15 protein-coding genes and 1 pseudogene are annotated in these 19489 nt (G+C 44.5%); 8 read left to right on the forward strand and 8 right to left on the reverse strand.

The window, feature by feature from the left end; genetic code table 11:
• The first annotated feature begins 14 nt into the window (after positions 1–14).
• Both rcbX and QUB11_RS01975 read left to right on the forward strand, forming a co-directional pair.
• Entirely contained in the window at positions 15–425 is a 411-nt protein-coding gene (gene rcbX, locus QUB11_RS01970) for a RuBisCO chaperone RbcX (protein WP_333054738.1), read from the forward strand.
• Between the two features lie 45 nt (positions 426–470).
• Positions 471–806: a ribulose bisphosphate carboxylase small subunit gene (locus QUB11_RS01975; protein WP_190745620.1), complete on the forward strand. Its 336-nt coding sequence runs from the start codon at positions 471–473 to the stop codon at positions 804–806.
• Positions 807–886: 80 nt separating this feature from the next.
• Here QUB11_RS01975 and QUB11_RS01980 read toward each other — a convergent pair whose 3' ends face one another.
• The 3 genes from QUB11_RS01980 to QUB11_RS01990 all read right to left on the reverse strand — a co-directional run bounded on the left by QUB11_RS01980 (position 887) and on the right by QUB11_RS01990 (position 3238).
• Complete coding sequence (locus tag QUB11_RS01980) at positions 887–1525, reverse strand: restriction endonuclease subunit R (RefSeq protein WP_333389533.1); 639 nt, start codon at positions 1523–1525, stop codon at positions 887–889.
• 245 nt (positions 1526–1770) lie between these two features.
• A complete protein-coding gene (locus QUB11_RS01985) occupies positions 1771–2004 on the reverse strand; it encodes a hypothetical protein (protein ID WP_333389535.1) in 234 nt (77 codons plus the stop codon).
• A 10-nt stretch (positions 2005–2014) separates the two neighbouring features.
• Positions 2015–3238 (reverse strand): hypothetical protein, encoded by a 1224-nt coding sequence (locus QUB11_RS01990; RefSeq protein WP_333389537.1) that lies wholly within the window; start codon positions 3236–3238, stop codon positions 2015–2017.
• 220 nt (positions 3239–3458) lie between these two features.
• On the opposite strand from QUB11_RS01990, the gene QUB11_RS01995 reads away from it, so the two are divergent.
• Complete coding sequence (locus QUB11_RS01995) at positions 3459–3728, forward strand: hypothetical protein (protein WP_333154201.1); 270 nt, start codon at positions 3459–3461, stop codon at positions 3726–3728.
• Between the two features lie 127 nt (positions 3729–3855).
• Here the strand turns inward: QUB11_RS01995 and QUB11_RS02000 are convergent, their stop codons facing one another.
• Positions 3856–4230, reverse strand: a complete 375-nt coding sequence (locus QUB11_RS02000) for a hypothetical protein (RefSeq protein WP_006632950.1) — start codon at positions 4228–4230, stop codon at positions 3856–3858.
• A 261-nt stretch (positions 4231–4491) separates the two neighbouring features.
• Between QUB11_RS02000 and QUB11_RS02005 the strand changes: the two are divergent.
• A pseudogene (locus QUB11_RS02005) lies at positions 4492–5085 on the forward strand (Uma2 family endonuclease).
• 73 nt (positions 5086–5158) lie between these two features.
• Here the strand turns inward: QUB11_RS02005 and ruvC are convergent.
• On the reverse strand, positions 5159–5692 hold the full coding sequence (gene ruvC / locus QUB11_RS02010; protein WP_333054731.1) for a crossover junction endodeoxyribonuclease RuvC: 534 nt from the start codon (positions 5690–5692) through the stop codon (positions 5159–5161).
• 95 nt (positions 5693–5787) lie between these two features.
• Positions 5788–6903 carry a magnesium chelatase ATPase subunit I gene (gene bchI, locus QUB11_RS02015; RefSeq protein WP_333389539.1) on the reverse strand — a complete coding sequence of 372 codons (1116 nt, stop codon included), beginning with the start codon at positions 6901–6903 and terminating at the stop codon, positions 5788–5790.
• Between the two features lie 353 nt (positions 6904–7256).
• On the opposite strand from bchI, the gene QUB11_RS02020 reads away from it, so the two are divergent.
• The 4 genes from QUB11_RS02020 to QUB11_RS02035 all read left to right on the forward strand — a co-directional run bounded on the left by QUB11_RS02020 (position 7257) and on the right by QUB11_RS02035 (position 18476).
• The gene (locus QUB11_RS02020) at positions 7257–16004 is read left to right on the forward strand and encodes a DUF4114 domain-containing protein (RefSeq protein WP_333389541.1); all 8748 of its coding nucleotides are present in this window, start codon (positions 7257–7259) and stop codon (positions 16002–16004) included.
• Positions 16005–16248: 244 nt separating this feature from the next.
• Positions 16249–17430, forward strand: a complete 1182-nt coding sequence (locus QUB11_RS02025) for a DALR anticodon-binding domain-containing protein (protein ID WP_333389543.1) — start codon at positions 16249–16251, stop codon at positions 17428–17430.
• A 239-nt stretch (positions 17431–17669) separates the two neighbouring features.
• Complete coding sequence (locus QUB11_RS02030; RefSeq protein WP_096831481.1) at positions 17670–18077, forward strand: hypothetical protein; 408 nt, start codon at positions 17670–17672, stop codon at positions 18075–18077.
• A 21-nt stretch (positions 18078–18098) separates the two neighbouring features.
• Positions 18099–18476, forward strand: a complete 378-nt coding sequence (locus tag QUB11_RS02035; RefSeq protein ID WP_333103363.1) for a hypothetical protein — start codon at positions 18099–18101, stop codon at positions 18474–18476.
• Between the two features lie 196 nt (positions 18477–18672).
• Here QUB11_RS02035 and QUB11_RS02040 read toward each other — a convergent pair whose 3' ends face one another.
• Both QUB11_RS02040 and QUB11_RS02045 read right to left on the reverse strand, forming a co-directional pair.
• A complete protein-coding gene (locus QUB11_RS02040; RefSeq protein WP_333202992.1) occupies positions 18673–19050 on the reverse strand; it encodes a type II toxin-antitoxin system VapC family toxin in 378 nt (125 codons plus the stop codon).
• Positions 19040–19294 (reverse strand): type II toxin-antitoxin system ParD family antitoxin, encoded by a 255-nt coding sequence (locus QUB11_RS02045; protein ID WP_333202990.1) that lies wholly within the window; start codon positions 19292–19294, stop codon positions 19040–19042. The genes QUB11_RS02040 and QUB11_RS02045 overlap by 11 nt, the downstream gene beginning before the upstream one ends.
• Positions 19295–19489: the final 195 nt, after the last annotated feature.

Consider the following 19489-nt stretch of genomic DNA (forward strand, 5'->3'; position numbering starts at 1 on the left):
AGCTGGGGTCAAAAATGGATCTCAAACAAGTTGCGAAAGACACCGCTAAGGTGCTGGCAAGTTACCTAACCTATCAATCCGTGCGGATGGTGGTCGCTCAGTTGAGCGAAACCAATCCTCCTCTGGCAATCTGGTTGAATGATTTTTCCACTAAGGGCAAAATCCAAGATGGAGAAGCTTACATTCAAGAGTTGCTTTTGGAAAATCAAGATTTAGGCTTTCGGATCATGACTGTGCGAGAGTATCTGGCTCACGATGTGACGGAATTTTTGCCAGAAATGGTTTGTACTGGCATTCAACAGGCGAATATGGAACACAGACGCCAGCATTTAGAGCGAACTACGCAACTTAATTGGTCTGTTTCTAGCAGTAATCCTGAAACATCAATAGATTCTGAACCGAATCTGGATAATTTGTCGAGTTAATCGATCGACAAGTGCGATCGAACACACACCTTAGAGATACAAAAAATGAAGACTTTACCTAAAGAGCGTCGTTACGAAACTCTGTCCTATTTGCCCCCGCTGACAGACGCCCAAATTGCCAAGCAACTCCAGTACATCCTGGATCAAGGCTACATTCCCGGCGTAGAATTCAACGAAACCTCTGCCGCTGAAATGCGCTACTGGACTCTGTGGAAGTTGCCTTTGTTTGGTGCTCGCAGCGTCCAAGAAATCATGGCTGAAGTTCAAGCTTGCCGTCAAGAAAATCCTAGCTGCTACATCCGCGTCATGGGTTTTGACAACGTGAAGCAATGCCAAGTGCTGAGCTTCATCGTGCACAAGCCTAACACCAGAGGCTACTAAAAAGTATTGGCTGGCTAATCTAACTTTTAGGTTAACAGTCATTGCAGATTGGAGGCGGGGAATTTTCTCTGCCTCTTTTTTTATAGTTTGCAAATAGCTTTTAACACTTGCAGCAACAAAATTGAAGAGTCGGGTTCCATCAGGTTTAGCAAAGGCATTAGCTGATAGGTTGGGTTATTGCCCCCCTGAATATTGACGAACTGATAGTGCATTCCGTTTGTTGTCAAACCCCAGATTGTGTCTTGATATTTTAAACTTTGATAAGCATAGGTTAGCAATTGGGATAAACCCATCAATGCGTTGATTCCAGAATTTTTACTTTCAATCACCAAAACCCAAAAATATGTATCGCTTCTTATGGGTTTTATCCTGTTGACAGCTAAGATATCAAATCGCCCTTTAATGATTGTATCTTCATCTTCAATGCTAATTTCGGCGATGTCTTGTTCTAAACTAATTTTAATCGGGCGGCGGTAGAAGCCAGCCAATCGCATTAGGGGAAAGGTAGTCAGAGCTTTTACCAGTCCTTCAGAAACTCGATCAGTTGAAATGTAGTCATCGAAGTCATCCCTAATTTGTATAAGTTCCTGCTGTTCGTGTTCTGTTATATCTTCAAGGGATAACAGAGAGGTAAATGAGTTCGTGTACTGCTTTTGAAAGCCGAACAGACGGTGTACTTCTGCTAATGTTAGGTTTTTGGCATTAATAGTTGTCGTCATATTTTAATAGTTATTTAATTTTTAGTTATAATTATAACATACACATTGCGGTAGTCCACTTGCACCATTCTTAGGAACAGGCAAGATGCCTGTTCCACAACATATCCAGTTTCTTGTGGGGTATGCCGGAGAGCCGGCCCATATTATTAGGAACAGGCAAGATGCCTGTTCCACGACATATTAATTTTTTTGTGGGGCGGGCATCTTGCCCGCCCATGAAAGTGACAAAGGGGATAACTGCGAACCTAATCTATCCTTTCCATCACAATTCCATCAACTATTTCATAACCCCAATTAAAATGTCGATTTGCCAACTGCTGGGCCATGTCATATTCGCCTAAATTGCAGAGTTCAACTAATTTTTGATATCCTTCATCTCTTTCTCGCTGCAACCTTTCCACCCGCAGTTTTTCTCTCTCTTGCTCAGAAGGATTTGGTCGCTCTTCTCCCAGCGGATTGATATCGCTAATTCGTTTCATATCAGCCTCCTTAAAAAGGGATTGATTCGACTATTTCACCGTCAACTATTTCGTAACCCCAGTCTGGATTTGCAGCGATTTGTTTTTCTACTATACTTCGACCCAGAGGAGTTTGGTAAGCTTTTTGCAAAGAGGAAATACTGGGGATTTCGGCGGCGGTTTGTGGCTCTTTTTGTTCGAGTTTTGGCGGTTCTGGAATCGCGTCAGATGTGGATTGATTCAGGGCAAATTGCGGCGCGATCGCCCCTAATTTCCGCATGACGCTATCCTTGGTGATTTGAGGTTTTTCGTTGAAGGAAGAGGGCAGATATGGTGTGTCAACGCCCTGGTTTTTGGCTTTGAGTGCATCATCAGCAAGGCGATCGCACTTTCGCAGAAATCCCTCCCACAAATCTTTGCCCAAAACCGGGTTTCTCAAGTCAGCACGGGCTTTAGAGACTGCTGCTTCCAGCGGTTCTCCTTTGTGGACGTAATACTGAATTCGCTCCTCTTCAAAAGCAGGATAAGGCACTTCCGGCTCGATTTCCCAATCTCGCTTAACTTTCTGACTTTCTCCTAAAGGAATTCCGGCGAGAAATTCCTCCCAAAAAGTCGAGGTTAAGCCTTTTGTCATGCTGTCAATAATTTTAAATGCCCATCCAGAAGGATTGCCGAATCCTAAATTACGCTCTTGAGCATATGCTTCTAAAGCTCGCTGAAAGTTGTGCAATTCTTCTTGGGAGTTCCAAGGGCCGCTAAATCGGTAATGAGGCGTGACAGCAACGGCTATTTGTTGGCGGGGTTGCCCGAAATATTTGTCGCTTTTAACTACATGATTTGGGGGTGATGTTTCGGGGAATATTTCTACAGGGTGATTGTTGTTTTCGCGGCTTGTCTGTGGTATAATTACCGCAGGATTGGATGTCCAAAAGTTATTGAGTTTTTCCTCGAAAGCGTCAATGTCCGCCCAGAGTTCTAGGGTGTCGGTGTTGGGATTTTGTAGTTTTTCTTTGAGGAGCGATCGGACTTTGAGCTGCTTTCTCGCTAATTCCTGTTCTTCGTGATTTAAACCGGTGGCTTTTTCTATTTCTGCGCTGTTAGTTTTCACCCATTCGCCGAAGTAGGAATGTTGTGATTGCCATTGCAATAATTGGCACAGAAAAATACTGGCTGTGACTCCGCCAGTGATTTTGGCGAGTTTGGGATAGTAGATGGCGGGGTTTCCTAGATTTCCTAAAAATATTCCTATTTTCATTTTTTATATTCCTAATTCCCTTGAATAGTAGGGTGATGTTCAGCGCACCTTACCTCGACTAAACTAGCATGGAGAAACTTAAGATTTTCTTTAAGCTTCTGTCTATTCCTGACTGAATGGAGTTTCTAGAGGAAAGACGGGGATCGCTTATTCGATCGCCTGATTGACAGGAGTGAGTTAAACGTAATAATAAATTATTTACTGTACAGATCCTCCCAAAATGAATCCAGAACGCCAAGAGGCTTATTTGAACTTAATCGAGCGAGTGCTTACCTGTCCCAACGGCCAAGAACCAGAAGTTTTGAGTTCCTGTTCCGATTTAATTGATGCGGGATTTGTGCAAATGCTAATCCAGATATCGGCTTCAATGGCCCGCGAAGGTGACGAAGATACTGCTAATTTTTTAGTGCAACTTGCTCGTTTGCTGGGGAAATCTTTGGGTTTGTCGCCGGATTTTGTGCCGACTGGGTACAGTAGTGCAAAGGGGTAGAGAAAAAGTGCGTTAGCGAAGCCCTCGAAGAGGATCGCCTCGTTGTATCATGTTTCGATAATTTGGGGCGATTCCCTACCCTTCGGGATAGCTTTGCTTCACGTACTTTTTAAAGGCATCGATGGCTTTACAGTTTATATTCTAGAGGTTCACAAAACTCATTCACCCCAGTTTTAAATACATAAATAATCACCGAAGTCACCAAAATATCAGGGCAAATTTTTGCGGCAACTAAATCTCTAAATGCTGCATTCAATTGTCCGTTTGTCAACTCTTCTTTAACCTCTGATTTGCAGATAGCAACGCGGCATCTTTTGGCCAATCCGTCTAACCAATTTTCCGAGATATTCGGTTCTTGTCCGGCTTGAATTGCTAGAGATATCGCTGCATCTTCGATGTTACCTTCGCAATCTTCGATTGCGTCTAGGGCTTTGAGGGCTTCGGGATATTCGGCTAATTGCGAGCGAAATTGGGCAATTTGTTGTGAGGTAATAATCACCATATTATTTTCCTGTGTTTTCTGCTGCTGGGATAAGTTTAGCAATTAAAGTTGCTATTATAGCATTTTTTCATTAAGGTGGGAATTGGGCGATCGAACTTAATTACATTTTCAACTAATATTTTGCACCTCGCAATAGTCTGTCTGGGGCTTAAGCCCTGGTATTAAAGCTTAAGTCCGGGCTATGAGGAGTGATGTTAAAATTGACAAAAGGCGGCGCTAAAATAGGTTTGCAGGGCTCATATTTCTAGGGAGTTAGGAAAAATGACAACCATTATTTTAAACTTAGATACTGTCGAATTAACCGACGAACAATTTTACCGTTTATGCCAGATGAATCGAGATTGGCAATTTGAACGGACACCTAAAGGAGAAATCATTATTATGTCACCCGTAGGCGGAGTCAGTGGCAATCGAGAAGCCTATTTAATTACAGATTTGGGCTTGTGGAACCGTAAAACGCAGCTAGGGAGAGTGTTTAGTTATTCTACACTTTTTCGCTTGCCTAATAATGGCTATCGAGTTCCAGACGCCGCTTGGGTTAGCTTAGAAAGATGGTCTGCTTTAACAGCAGAATAACAAGAGAAATTTCCGCCAATCTGTCCTGATTTTCTCATAGAATTGCGTGAAGCGAAGCTATCCCGAAGGGAATCGCGCCCAGACCCGCTGCGGCCGCTTCAGGAGAAAATGCAGGAATATCTAAACAGCGGTTTACGCTTGGGTTGGTTAATTAATCCTCTAGACGAAAAAGTGGAGATTTATCGCCCTTCTCGCGAAGTAGAGATTGTACAATTTCCTGTAAGTTTATCGGGAGAAGATGTCTTGCCCGGATTTGTGCTTAATTTGCCGATGATTTGAACGGGAATTAGGAATCGGCGATTGAAATCGCTACTACACAAACCAAGTCCGCCTTCGCGGACTAAAGATTAGATTAAATTTTTCCTGTTTCCAACTGTATTTTCTTCGGACAAATATCATCATCGTACCAACCAGTCAAAGCCACCGCCAAAGCATCCGCCGCATCGTCGGGTTTCGGAATGTAACCCAACTCCAACTCCCGCGCCACGGCATCTTGCACTTCGGATTTATCCGCATTACCGCGGCCGGTCAAAGCTTGCTTAATTTGAGCCGGCGTAAACTCGAACAGCGGCACTCCACACTGCGCCAATACTAGCGTTAAAACACCGCGCGCTTGCGCTACAAGTATGGTATTCCCCATCTTGTAAAAGAACAGTTTTTCGGCAATTGCTATATCAGGTTTAATCTGTTCAATTACCTCGTGCAAATCATCGTAAATTGTTTTCAAGCGCTGTCCCATTTCCTGTTTTGGCGTTGTTTGTATGACGCCGCAATCAATCATGGAAACGCTGTTTTTATCTTGTTTACCAGGGACAATTTGACAACTAATTGCCCCGTAGCCAAGATTTGCTAAGCCCGGATCTAATCCTAAAATTCGTTTTTCCATTGCCCGAATTAGTAATTGGAAATGGGGAATTAGGTCTGAAAATCTGGGAAGGTTTCATCACCACCAATTACCCATTACCAATTACCAATTACCAATTACCCCTCAGTTGTTTCTAGGCCGAATACCCGATCGAACACTTTAGTCACTTTATACCCCGAATCTATTGATTCTAGCGGGTCTTTCCGCAACCGGTGCCGCAAACACAGAGTCATCACCCGGCGAATATCGTCCACAGTCACCTCTGTGCGGCATTCCAAAGCCGTGAAAGCTTTCGCAGCACGATTCGTCACCAGATCGCCCCGCAGCCCGTCTACGTCCAATTCCGCGCAAACTTGGGAGATTTTTACCCGCAACTCTCGATCGATAGTTACCGATTTCAACCTTTCCTGAGCTTCCACCAACTTCTGCTGCATATCATCTTGTTCGTGCTGATATTTCGCGAGAAACTCCGGCGGATTTTGGTCAAAACTCGATCGCTGTTCGACAATTTCCACTCTTAAATTCGGGTCTTTTACAGTCCGAATTTCTGCGTGCATCCCGAATCTGTCGAGCAACTGGGGCCGCAATTCTCCTTCTTCTGGATTCCCGGAACCAATTAAAATAAACTTAGCCGGGTGGCGGATCGAAATACCTTCTCTTTCAACAGTATTCCAACCGCTGGCGGCGGAGTCGAGCAAAACATCGACTAAATGATCGTCGAGCAGATTGACTTCATCAACGTACAGAATGCCACGGTTAGCTTTAGCTAAAAGCCCCGGTTCAAAAGCTTTAACACCTTCCGACAAAGCTTTCTCGATGTCGATCGTACCGCAAACTCGGTCTTCGGTAGCGCCCAAAGGCAAATCTACCATTTGGACTTTTTTGCGGGCGATTTTAATCTCCGTTTGAGATAAACTGCGATCGCGCACCTCGTCACTCATCAAATCAGGATCAGTGGGATGACTGTTAAAAGGATCGTCAGCCACCACCTCAATTTCCGGCAGCAAATCAGTGAGGGCGCGGATTGTGGTAGATTTACCAGTACCTCGATCGCCCATAATCATCACCCCGCCAATTTTGGGATCGATGACATTCAACAGCAGCGCCAGTTTCATCTCCTCCTGGCCAACAATTGCAGTGAAGGGAAAAACAGCGCGGCGGGCTGCGGTAGCGGTAACGGTTGGTAGAGCGCCCGCATTTAGGGTATTGCTGACTTCGGCAGTAGGACTCACAGGATAACTCAAAATATAATAATTGCTTGTTTATTGTAGGGGATAAGGGATTCTCTGGGGCGATCGCACTTGTAGGGTATGGTTCCCACAGAGCACTGAGCCCCTTTAAAACCTAAGCGCCACTAAGATTTGCTGCATTTACATTGTAGATTTGCGCGGACTCTCCTGCCCACCTCACAAGAGTTTTAAGCAAAATCACCAGTAAATTAAATGCGGGTAGATTGCAAATTTTGGGCGATCGGCAACCCTAATGTAAACTTATGTAACGATTCACCGCGCTTCGCATAAAAACCTTAAGTTCCCCCAGATAGATAATTAAGAGCATTTTCAAGCAACTATTTTTCAGGGGTAGTATGACTGAACTTAACATCGGGGCATTGGCTGACGGCAAAACCTACACAGGTAGTGTTGGCGCTACAAATATCTACGACCTTTACAAATTTAATATCACCAGTCCGGGAAGTTTCCAATTTTCGATCGACGGTTTGAGCGGGAATGCCGACATATTTTTGTTAAACTCTAGTGGCGCACCACTTTACAGTTCCACCAACGCGGGAACCAGTGCAGAAACAATTAGTGTTGACAGCTTACTAGCCGGAGACTATTCAGTCAAAGTTTTGCAAATCAGTGGCGACATCAAATACACGCTGAATTTAGCACCAACTAGCACTCAAAAATCATCCGACGCAGACACCCTCACCGGTGCACAATCAGATTCTCCACTTCCCTCAAACAGCGCCGAAACTTCGGAAAAACCCACTGCAAACATAGATGTAATTACAGGAACTCCTGTTGAAGACAAGACTGTCACCGCAGAAACAACATCAACAACTACCGACAAACCAGTCACTACCGACTCCGAAACAACTCTCACATCTGAACCGGAAAAATCTGTAGCAACGACTGAATCTGCGGCAGAAACAACATCAACAACTACCGACAGACCAGTCACTACCGACTCCGAAACAACTCTCACATCTGAACCGGAACCACCTGTCGCAGCGACTGAAGCAGCCACAGAAATAACCTCAATAACTACCGACAAACCAGTCACTACCGACTCCGAAACAACTCTCACATTTGAAGCGGAAAAACCTGTAGCCACGACTGAATCAGCTAGCGAAGAACTGCCAAATGAAGAGACTACATCAGCGGGGGAAATCGCACCAGAGAAACCACCAACCGATTCAGCAATTTCAACCGCCGAAGAACCCAGCGAAACTGCTGCCACCAACAATCCAAATAGCACAGCCGCCGCCAAAACAGATGCAGTTGCAGGCGAAACAGTTGCCACTCAAGAATCAAAAACAGGCGAGACGGTAGTTACTATTTCCCCAGATGCCAGCAAGCCAGAAGACGAAACAAATACTGACACTAGCAACGGGGAAGAAACAGAGAAAGAGAATTCAACTACTACCGTAGCAACAACTGAAACCCAAAAAGAACCAGAAGCGACTACAGATAAAAAGTTAATTTCTCCCTTTACATCGGGGGTATTTACTACGGATCAAACAGGTCGCATCAGTATAGACTACACATTTGATGGTGGGAGGTTCCAAGGTGAGTTAGCTATTTTCAGCTTAGACGATTTAGACAAATTTGAACCCGGTTCGGAAGCATTCATTAAAGAAGTAGCTGCGCGTTCTTTAAGTAACTCGGTGAAAGGTCATGTAGTGATTAATGATGCTACAGAAGGTGCACGGTTTTCCGGTTTCTTAGGAGAGAGTAATGCCAACGAAGGAGTCTACCTAGGAGTCAAGAGTTTTGCCGTAACTGCTGGGGGTAAATATGGGGTGATGTTAGTACCCAACGGTAGTGTAAAGTCTGTGTATGATAATCCGACTGTTGGCGGCGCTCAACGTCCTTTATTTTCTATGGCAATGGCGAATCCTGTGGAGGGATTTCACTTTGGTCAAATTGCCGATGTCACGGGAGAAGGCAATACCTTTGTCATGGAGGATATGCGGTTAGATTCGGGGAGTGATAGGGATTACAACGATATCATTTTCCAAGTGCGGGGTGCGACAGCAAAAGCTGCTTTGCTTGATACTGTGATTAACCAGGATAAAGAGTGGCGAAAAACTGATTTGGGCAAGGCACTTATTGCTTATGCGAAACCTTACATTACCCCGGAAGCAAAACCAAATGTAGATGCTGAATTATCAGATTTACTGGATGATTTAGAAAAGGAAATTCTGAATCCATCAACTTCAGATCAAGAGACTCCCACCACTCCAGCGCCTACCGCTACTACCGACGAAGATACTACTGATTCGACTCAGGTTGAAACAACGGATCAGGTAGATACAAAGCCTACTACTCCATCGGTGACGGCTGAGGAAGAAGTCAAAGATACTGCGAATAATTCTGGTGATTCGACTCAGGTTGAAACAACCGACAAAGTAGATACAAAGCCTACTACTCCATCGGTGACGACTGAGGAAGAAGTCAAAGATACTGCGAATAATTCTGGTGATTCGACTCAGGTTGAAACAACCGACAAAGTAGATACAAAGCCTACTAATCCAGCGGTGATAACTGAAGAAGAAGTCAAAGATACTGCGAATAATTCTGGTGATTCGACTCAAGTTGAAACAACTGACAAGGTAGATGCAAAGCCTACTACTCCAGCGGTGACGACGGAGGAAGAAGTCAAAGATGCTGGGAATAATTCTGGTGATTCGACTCAAGTTGAAACAACTGACAAGGTAGATAAAAATCCGACCACAGGTGCGACAACTACACCAACTGCTGACAAGGATACTGTGGCGGATTCGACTGAAAAGTTACCAGTTGAAAAAACGCCTGTTTCTACACCGACAACTGAGGTAAAAGACGAAGTTACCGAAGCACCAGCAACGGCAACTTTGCCAGCAAAATCTACTTTGGAGACGGAAGTTGCAGCAACCACATCAACTGAGAAACTAGAAATAAAACCGGAAGTTTTGCCAGCGGAAACTCTGACGAAGGTAGAGACAAAACCGGAAGTTTTGCCAGCGGAAAGTAAGGCGAAAGAGGAATCGAATCCGGCTTTAGTGACTGAGCTAGAAAAAACGGAAGCTACTCAAGTTGTTGTAGTCCCGAATCCTGTAGAGTCTGTGAAGGAAAGTCAGCCAATAGCGACGGTTGACAGTAAAGAGACTCCAGCGGTTGTGTCACCGCAAACAGCGCCGACTATGCCAGTTGTAGGTACGAATACTGCTGTAGAGTCGCCGAAAAAGGAAATAGTTACTCAGACTGAGACTGGGGGTGTTAATGATGCTGCACCAAAAGAGTCATTGCCAATTTATCCAACAGTTGAAAAACCAACTGAGGATAATTCGACGGTGACGGTGACAGAATCGGTTAAAGAGGAAGTAGCACAAAACAATAATGATGTCAATGCTGATTGGATAGCGCGATTGGAAAGCATTAAACAACGTTTGAGTAATTTGGGTAGTGCTGATGTTGTTGCCGAAAATGCGATCGATCGCACTTTGATTGCTCGTTTGGAAGCCATGACTGAGAAGTTGAGGGAACAAACTCGATCGACTCCTATTTCGGATAATACAGGGGCGTTGATTTCGCGGCTGGAAGATATGGTAGTGAAAGTCGCACCACCTGCGATCGCACCAGTACAATTTGAGTTTCCTCAAGCCGATCGACCTTTGGTAGGTTTTATCAACGATACTGGCTTGACTGTCAATAATCCTGCTGAGGAAAAGATTCCGATCGTTGCAGAGGAAAAACCCGCAAATAGCACAAACAATCCTTCCCCATCAGCTAATGGAGTTAATAGTAACCCGTCGCAGCCAGTAGTTCGCACTCAAGATAATTCGAGTCAGTGGGTAGAATCTCTGATTAAATTTGTGGATGCTGCTAAAGTATCCAAGCAACCCCATGCCGTTGTTAATATTAACATCAACCTGACTCAAACTCAGCCTGATGGAACTGTGATTCCCCGCAAGGAATTAACTGCGGCGGAACGATCGGCGATCACCTACGCATATCAGAACAATGTTATTATTGTTGTTCCGGCTGGAGATAACCCAGGCACAATGTCGGCTCTGGGTCTATTATCTAAGGAAGTTGACAACGTAGTTACTGTCGGTGCGGCTCAACGATTTAACGATTCCGTTGCACTATCCAATGCCTTTAAATTGGCAGATTATTCGGGTAGCGGCAATACTCTCGATATTCTCGCTAAGGGTAGCAGCGGCAGTACATCCAGCACAAAGGTTGCTGCTGTTGAAGTCACAAATGCGATCACTCAAGTGTTAGCAGCAAATCCTAAGCTGAATTATACTCAGGCAATTGACGCGATCAAGCGTACTGCTACAGACCTCGCTCGACCTAATTGGGACGCTCAAACAGGGTCAGGTTTGCTGAATGTTGCTGCTGCGGTGCAGTTGGCAAAGGTAACTATACCGGAACTTTACACGATTAAACCCGGACAGCGAAGCATTACTGATGTGTTCATTTCTCAACATCCGAGTACCAAGCAGTTACCCGGAGATCCGACTCCTCCTGCGGTTACAGTCCCTGGAATTCCTCAAACAAATGTCGATCGGGGCAGCAATAATCTTGCTAATGCAACGCAACTGATTCCTTCCGCTACCGAAGATGTCATCGATCAGGTTAGCAGCGTCGATCCGTCGGATATTTATCGGGTTGACAGTCGCTACTTAAATGGTGCTAAGTTTTCCGTCCTCTCAGGCGACTTATCCGTCAGCTACCTGACAACTTCTGGACAATTATTGGGGACTCAATCCTTCAGCAAAGGCAGTCATAAATTGCAGTTGCCAGCCAATGCACCAGCAGAGGTGATTGTCAAGATAGATCAACGCAATGCTAATCCTGCAACTTACATTCTCTCTGGATTTGAGAGTACCGCCACTGAGCCATTTAATATTGATTTGGAATATGAAACGCCGCTGAGTGCTTCGCAACAGGCTATTATGCAAGCCGCTGCAAAAAGCGTGGCTGGATTAATTGGCAAAGGGTTGCCGAGTGCAGTGGTTGACGGCAAGATTATCGACGATATCAATATCAAGATTTCCACTGCCAATATTGACGGTGCGAGCGGCACCCAAGCGCGAACTAAAATTGATTTCATGCGCTACGGAACTATGTTGCCCGCTCAATCTTTAGTGCAGTTTGATGCAGCGGATATTGCCGAGTTGGAGCGTTCTGGGAAGTTGTTCAGCGTCGTGCAGCACGAGTTTTTACACGCTTTGGGCTTTGGCAATCTTTGGGAAGCTAAAGGTTTGGTGGATTATGCGGGTACGCCGCTGGCTCAGTATAACGGTGCAAAGGCGGTTGATGCGTTCAAAGATTTGGGCGGTTTGACTGATGCGATTTCTCTGGAAACTGAGGGTAAAGGTTCGGCTGGTTTCCATTGGAATGAGGCACTGTTCCAAGATGAGGTGATGACGGCCGATTTGAACTTAAGCGGCAAGGCTGGGAATGCGCCGATTAGTCCTGTTACTATCGCATCTTTGGCCGATTTGGGTTACGAGGTGAATTTGAATGCAGCAACTCCTGATTTTGGGTTGTTTGGCGGTCAAGGGTTCAGTGTTGATGATTTAACGCTTGAGCAGATTGAGGCTTTCCGGCAACTGGCTGAGATTTCTTTTGAGGAACCGGGCGCGGAGTATATTGCTCCGATTATGCCTATGGTTGACCCGGATAAGGTGTCGCCAGAAATCTGGGCGCACGCTGAACGGTTCTCGAAGAATGGCGAGTATTACGATTGGGTCCCTTATCAAATCCCTTCAGGAGTATTTATTAGCCACATTACTGAACGAACTATGGGTAATGGCGTAGATCCTGACTACTGGGCCTTTGTTGGGAATAAAAATGGGCTTGCAAATGTCCACAGGATCGCCGCAGGAGATTGGATTTATATTCCGCAACATCATCCCAACTATGAGTGGAAGCAAGAGCAAGAACGGCTACAGCGCGAAGAAGAATTAAGGCAGCGACAAGAAGAAGAAGCTCGTATTCGGCGAGAACAGGAAGAGGCATTTGCGCGGGATCAAGAGCGAGTTCGTCAAGAAGAGGAAGCACGGCGACGGGAAGCCGAAGCTAAGCAACGGGAACTTGAAGAACAAGAACGGCGTTTGCGTGAAGAAATGGAACGCCGTCGCCAAGAAGAGGAACGCCGTCTGGAGGAAGCGCGGTTGGCTGAGTTGGCTCGTCAGGCGGAGATTGCTCGTCAGCAGGGTAAAGGCGGATTAGATTGGTATGTAGCAAAACCTTTACCTGAGTTTGGCCCGGTCGATCCGTTTGAAACATCTCTTACAGGTGAGACAGTTGGAAATTTGGTTCCTGATGATTACTATCGGTTTACTCTGTCTCGCGGTGGTCGGATAACGGCTGAACTGAAAAAGCTGCTGGCTGATGCAGATTTGGTTCTGTACGATGTGCGAAATGAACCAATTGCTTATTCGATGCGGGAGGGAATTACGGATGAGCAAATTATTGCTGACTTGATTCCTGGTACTTATATGCTGCGAGTCAATAGTCCTAAAGGTGTGACTACGGACTATGAGCTAATTGTTAAATTCAAGCACAAGCTCTCTCAGTCTGAACTAGGTTTACCAGGATGGAAGCCAGGAATTTCTGGTAATAATGGCGGTGGTGCTTCTGGCCCACTATTAAGCGATCCGCGTATTCAGCGCATTTATGATACGGCGTTGGCGAATTTTGCGGGGCCGGAACGGGCTAAGGCTAATGCGGAGATTGCCCAGCTTGAGCGGGAGAAGCGCAGCTATGAGCAACAGATGCAAGATTTGCTCAACCAGATGAATGCGGAGCAACGGCAAAAGGTTCATCAAGCTTTGGATAATGCTCGTAATGAAGCTAATTCCTGGGTTGATGGCATTGCTAATCCGATTAAGGGTCAAGTTGATAATCTGGCTGATGGGATTATCAATAAAGCTAATTCGTTTGCGAATAGCTTAGAAAACACAGTAAATCAAGTTCCTGATTACGGAATTGGCTGGGTAAAAGATCGGAAAAATGATGCGAAATGGTTAATTAACCAAGGACGAGATGCGGTGAAGAGTGCCGTTAATAGCGCTCGGAGTTGGCTCAGAGGTAAGTTAACTGAGATTCAAGACGGAGTGAATTCAGCAATCCAGCAATTCTTTGATACGATCAAGAATGCCTACCGCACTGGAGCAGAGATTAATCAGATCATTGCGAATGCGGCTCAAACTTTCCGAACTAAGGTCGATCAGGCAGTTCGAGGTGCTAATAATCTGATTGGAGAGTTCAAAGGTCACGTCCTGAGCGCTACTGATTGGACGAAAAATCTTGGCATCAATGTTGATAAGTTTGGTGTTAAGTTTAATTTCAATGTTTACAACAACATTGTCAAGCCTGCGGTGGATGGTGTTGCTGATGGTTTCCAATCGACAATTAGCGGAATTGGAAGTGGTCTGAAGGGGATTGTTGATTGGATTGAACCTCGCACTCAGAAGACGGTGGCGGATATTGTCAATGCCATTTTGGGGGATAAGACTGGTCACTTGTGGAACCAGATTAATGGGGTTGATGCTAAGATTGCTGCCACTCGAACAGGTGTAGAGAAGGCGATCGCTCAGAAAGCTACTGAGTTAAAAAATCAGTTACAAGGATTGCTGAATACTTTAGGGATTGATGGTAAAAAGCTCCTTGATACTATTCTGAACTTTGGCAACTCTACTGGTGGTCAAGTCACTATTGAGCTTATCAAAGTCGCTCTGGGTTTTGTACCATTTGTAGGTCAAGCGATCGATGTTATCGATACGGCTGTTGCCCTTTGGAAGTTTGCCATTGAAGGAAAACGTGACACAGAAACTTACATAGAGTTGCTAGGTTCCTTAGCTGGTTGGTTTCCTGGTGTTGGCGATGCTATCAAGGGTGTTGCTAAGATAGCATTTAAGGGGCCGATAGGTGCTTTGCTAAGAAAGTTAGGGCCCGATGTTACCAAGCAAGTTGCTAAAGTATTCAAGGAAGCCAAGTGGAAAGAAATCCTGCTTGATGTTGTCGAGGGTATTGCTGAAGTCTGGCGTAAATTCGACGGCACAATGGACGAAGCGGCTGGATGGATTCTTGATTTGATGCCAGGAGTCAGACCTGCTTTAGCCGGTGTCGGTGATTTGATCAGAAAGTTTAGTGATGATGCTGCCAATACTGGAGATTCTTTGGATGATATCAGCAAGAATATCGCCAAGAAAATTGATGATACTTCTGAGCAAATTGCGAAGGAGGATAAGAAAGAAGACACACCACTGCAATTACCTGGACCTGTCAAAATCAATCCAGGCTCAATAGATGATTTACTTATCAATGCTAAGAAGCACTCCAAGAATGATAAGTCTATTCAGTATGACAAGAATGGGGGAGTTGAGGAAGCATGGCAAGACTATAGCGCTCTAACCCAGGGTTTTAATCCCAAAGGGAAAGAAACTCCAAATGGTAATGTGTTTGTTGCTGAGTTACCTGATGGTAGTAAGGCTATCGGTCGTGGTTTCAGTTCTGGGGGATCGCCAACGATTGAAATCCAAAAACCGAATGGTGAGACAATCAAGGTTCGTTATGTTGATAAATATGATGAATCTGCTTACAAGGAGTATCCTGATTCATCAACAGGCTCTGTAGCTAAATCAGACTGGGATGGTTTGTTAAAAAGTGCGGGCATTGATCCAAAGACTAGCAAAATTACTCCTGAAATGCTGGAACACGTTTTTCATGGCGTAGTAGAAGATGGTAGATCCCAAGGTTTTCACTATGAGGCCTCAAGAAGTGCTGACACCTATGTGATGGGTAATCGTACAATTAATGATGCTCATGGTGTCTACCAAGCAGATGTCGTAATCAAAGGAGATTTTAAAACAAATAAAATCGGAACTGAACCCATTAAATCAACTTTCTTTCCCCGTTCTTGGAGTGAAATTGATGTTGTTTCTGCCATACAAAAAGCATGGTTTAACAAAAAGCCAGTAACAGAAGCTAAAGCAGGACCAAAAGGAGAACTATGGTACTTAGGAGAAATCGAAAATGGAATCAAGGTACGGATGTCTATTAATCCAGATGGGACTATTAACACCGCTTTCCCCATTTATGAACCATAAGGTCAAGTGAACTCACCGCCTCAGCTTGGATATTCACCCCAGCTAGAGGCGGCTCAAAAAGCGGTGGCGGCACAATCTGGACTAGCCTAATCAATCTAGCGTCAGAATAATGACTTTACTGAAGCCGAATTGCTCTATATGGATGGCAATTTCCCTATAATTACATTCTCAACAATCCTTAGCACTGATTCACAATCAGTCAAGCAACTAAGGCATCAAATATCATCCCTAGTTAAACTGTGAAATGATGATGACATTATCCCAAAAATCGGCTAAATTTTGGTTGAGCATTCCCGAATACCCTTTAGAAACTCTTCCTTGCTCAGCTTATATTCGTTGTTCCCTGACAACGACTGTTAAAAACATCCTAGAAAAATGCCACAATTGGATTAGCACAGAAAGTGCAAATAATCAAGAAATTTTACTTGATATTGAAGTTTTTTTTAACTCAATTCAAACTAGCAAGCAAGTTTACAAAGCTTCCATGTCGCGCCAACTCGCCGCCGACTTACCCCCCGACATCGAACAAACCTCCCTCAAAGACGAACCCAAAGACTGGTTTATCAAAACCGCCGACTTTGGCGACGACTGCGATCGCGTCCTCCAACACCGCGATGGCGAATTCACCCAACTCCTAGAAGACATCACCCGCTACCATCAAATATTCCAACAAGGCTATGACAAAATCATCCTCATTCGTCCCACCACCTACACCGGCTACGACATCCAACTCACCGCCGCCATGCAATGCTTGGGCTACACCAAAGAGCAATTTCAATTCATCATCGTTCAACCCCTCAAACTCTACGCCTTCCACAAACCTACCCAGCAACTCCATCCCATCCCTGACATCGCCCCCGCAGAATTACTCAAAGCCGTGAGTATGGATGCACTGCGCTGGTACAGCCTCCGAGTTCCCCTCACAGAAGTTGCCCCCATTAACATCAGCACAGCAGGAAAACCCACCCCGCAAGATAGCCTCTATCGCGTTCAATCTGCATATCTTCGTTGCTGTACCCTGCTGCAACAAGCACAGCAGCAAGGCATCATTCAGCTAGAAACCAATGGGGGCGGCGGCGAAATTTCCCCTACGGAAATCGCACCTAAACTCATGTCATTAGCAGATTATGTCTGGGAATCTCCCGATGCCGCCACCCTAACCAACCTTCTGCAAGCGGTTCCCAAAATCCTCGAACAAAGCGCCGCCGAAATTGCCCCCCATCTGGTTTGCCGCCACCTGGAAGCTATTAGCGAAACCTGCCTTTCGTGGTTGGATTCCCTCACTCTCAACCCGCAAAACTGCGCCCTTTTGTTAGCTGCGAAGCAAACAATTTTTGACTTGTTAGAGAACGTTTTGGCGATCGCCTGTCCTGATTCAACTTTTCCCGACTCAAATTTCCGATTTGTAAAGTTTTCTGAAGATTAGGCCGCGTTTCGCATAAAACTAGCGCCTTCCTCCAGATAGATAAGTGACGGTTGGTTTTTGAGTGCGACGGGCGATCGCCTTTTTGGAATAAGTCAAAAAGAGCGATCGCCCCTTTGGAATAAGTCAAAAAGGGCGATCGCCTTTTTGGGGCTGTGAGTGCGATCGTGCTGTAGGATGAAAAAACTACCAAAATGATATAATCTTACAATTCCCAAAATCTATATTTTAAAAATCAGCCATTGACACAATCCGATCGACCCACCGACGCAAAAACACCCTGCATCATTAACGATCGCAAACTCGATTACTTATTCAATGTCAACATCAAGCCAGACGCTCATAACTCAAAAAGAGCGGTACAAAATAGACAACAACTAAATCGCTTGGGATTTGATGACGATTCAGAATCTCGTCAATTTATTCAAACTCATCTAGAACAAGCAGTCCAAGAAGAAAGTAATATTGTTGAGCGATTTATTAATACTTATACCAACCACACCACAGGAGAAGAGGCTACAATAGATACAGAGCTTAGAGATTCACTGTTACCGGGCAGAACCGGAAAATTCGCCCAAGTCCAAAGTTCATGGGAAGTCTTGCCCGATGGAACTCGCCGCTTTCTCAGTGCTATAATCTATGGAAAATAACTCAATATCTTAGGTAAGAAAATGGCAAAAATCAATTTACATGAGGGATTTGATGAACTAGCTTTTCTAGAATTATTTTGTGAAGAACCAAAAGATTCCCAACCCTCCGATGGCTATTGGTGTTATGAAGTGACAGATTCATTAGGTGTCACCCTCAAATTTGGAATGAATATCATTCAAAAATCAGTTCAAATTGAATTAAAGATAGCCGATGCCACTGTAGGTATTATGTGTTTTGAACTCGTGAACTTTATTGAAATTAATGATTATATTAACGGTAAATTAGAATTTTTAGTTGCTCCCAAAAATGAAGAATTCAAAACTTTAGTTCAAGTTGAACTGCGACCGAGAATTAAAGTTGATTGTTCAACTCTGAGCCTTTGCCCGATGGCTGCTTAGCCTTGATAAACTACAAGGTCGATCGCCCTTTTGGAATAAGTCGAAAAGTGCGCTCGCCCTTTTGGTTACGAATGTTTTTGTCGGAAAGTGCGATAGCCCTTCAGCTCTACCAGATGCCAAAAGAGCGAGCGCTCTTTTGGAATTAGTCAAAAAGTGCGATCGCCCTTTACTCCTTTTTCTCAACCAAGGGCAATCGCTACCAATTAATTACCGTTAAACTTGTTACCTTTGCGAACTCTCGATCGGCTGTCACCAAAGTTGCTGAATTTTGGATTGCCATTGCTGCAATAACCGCATCCGGTAGTTTCAAGCGATGTTGCTGGCGAATTTCAATGATTTTTTCAATCAAAACAGCATCCATCGCCCCTAAACCAAGAACCTCCACTCGTTGCAGAAACTGCTCAAAAATCTGACGATCGTCTTGAGTCAACCCAGGAAATACCAGAAACTCAATTTTGCTAATAACTGAAACTCCGATCCAATCCGCATCTTTAAGTAATTCAATGAGTTGAATATTCCCTTGAAGCAAAGCAACGATCGCATTCGTATCCAACACATAGCGATTACCACTCATCGCGTAGATTCCTCTGCATTGTTACTGCATCTCCCTGCCAAGTTAATCGCCCCACTAAATCCGAGAAATCATAGCTGGATTTCTGCTTCTCCTCTGATGAAACCGGATTCAAAACAACTAAAACTTCTCGTTCTTTTAGCAATTGTAACCCAGCCAGAATCACTTCAGAAGCAGATGAGTACCTACCGTTTTTGACTGTTGATTGAACAAACTGCTCTAGTTCAGGAGTTAAGGATATATTCATGATGTTGAGTCACCTATTTGAGTCAACTATTACCCCCCATAATAACAAAAATTATCAAATTTTGTTATTTAATATTTTTTGCGATGGGAAGATTTTGCGAGATCCTTGCTTGTAAGCGCAGATTAGCGATCGCGAATTAAATAACTTACAATTTTAATTGTTATTGTGGGATGGGCGTCCCGCCCGTCCAAAAAG

The organism is Microcoleus sp. B6-A1, from assembly GCF_036705085.1.
Taxonomy (GTDB): domain Bacteria; phylum Cyanobacteriota; class Cyanobacteriia; order Cyanobacteriales; family Microcoleaceae; genus Microcoleus.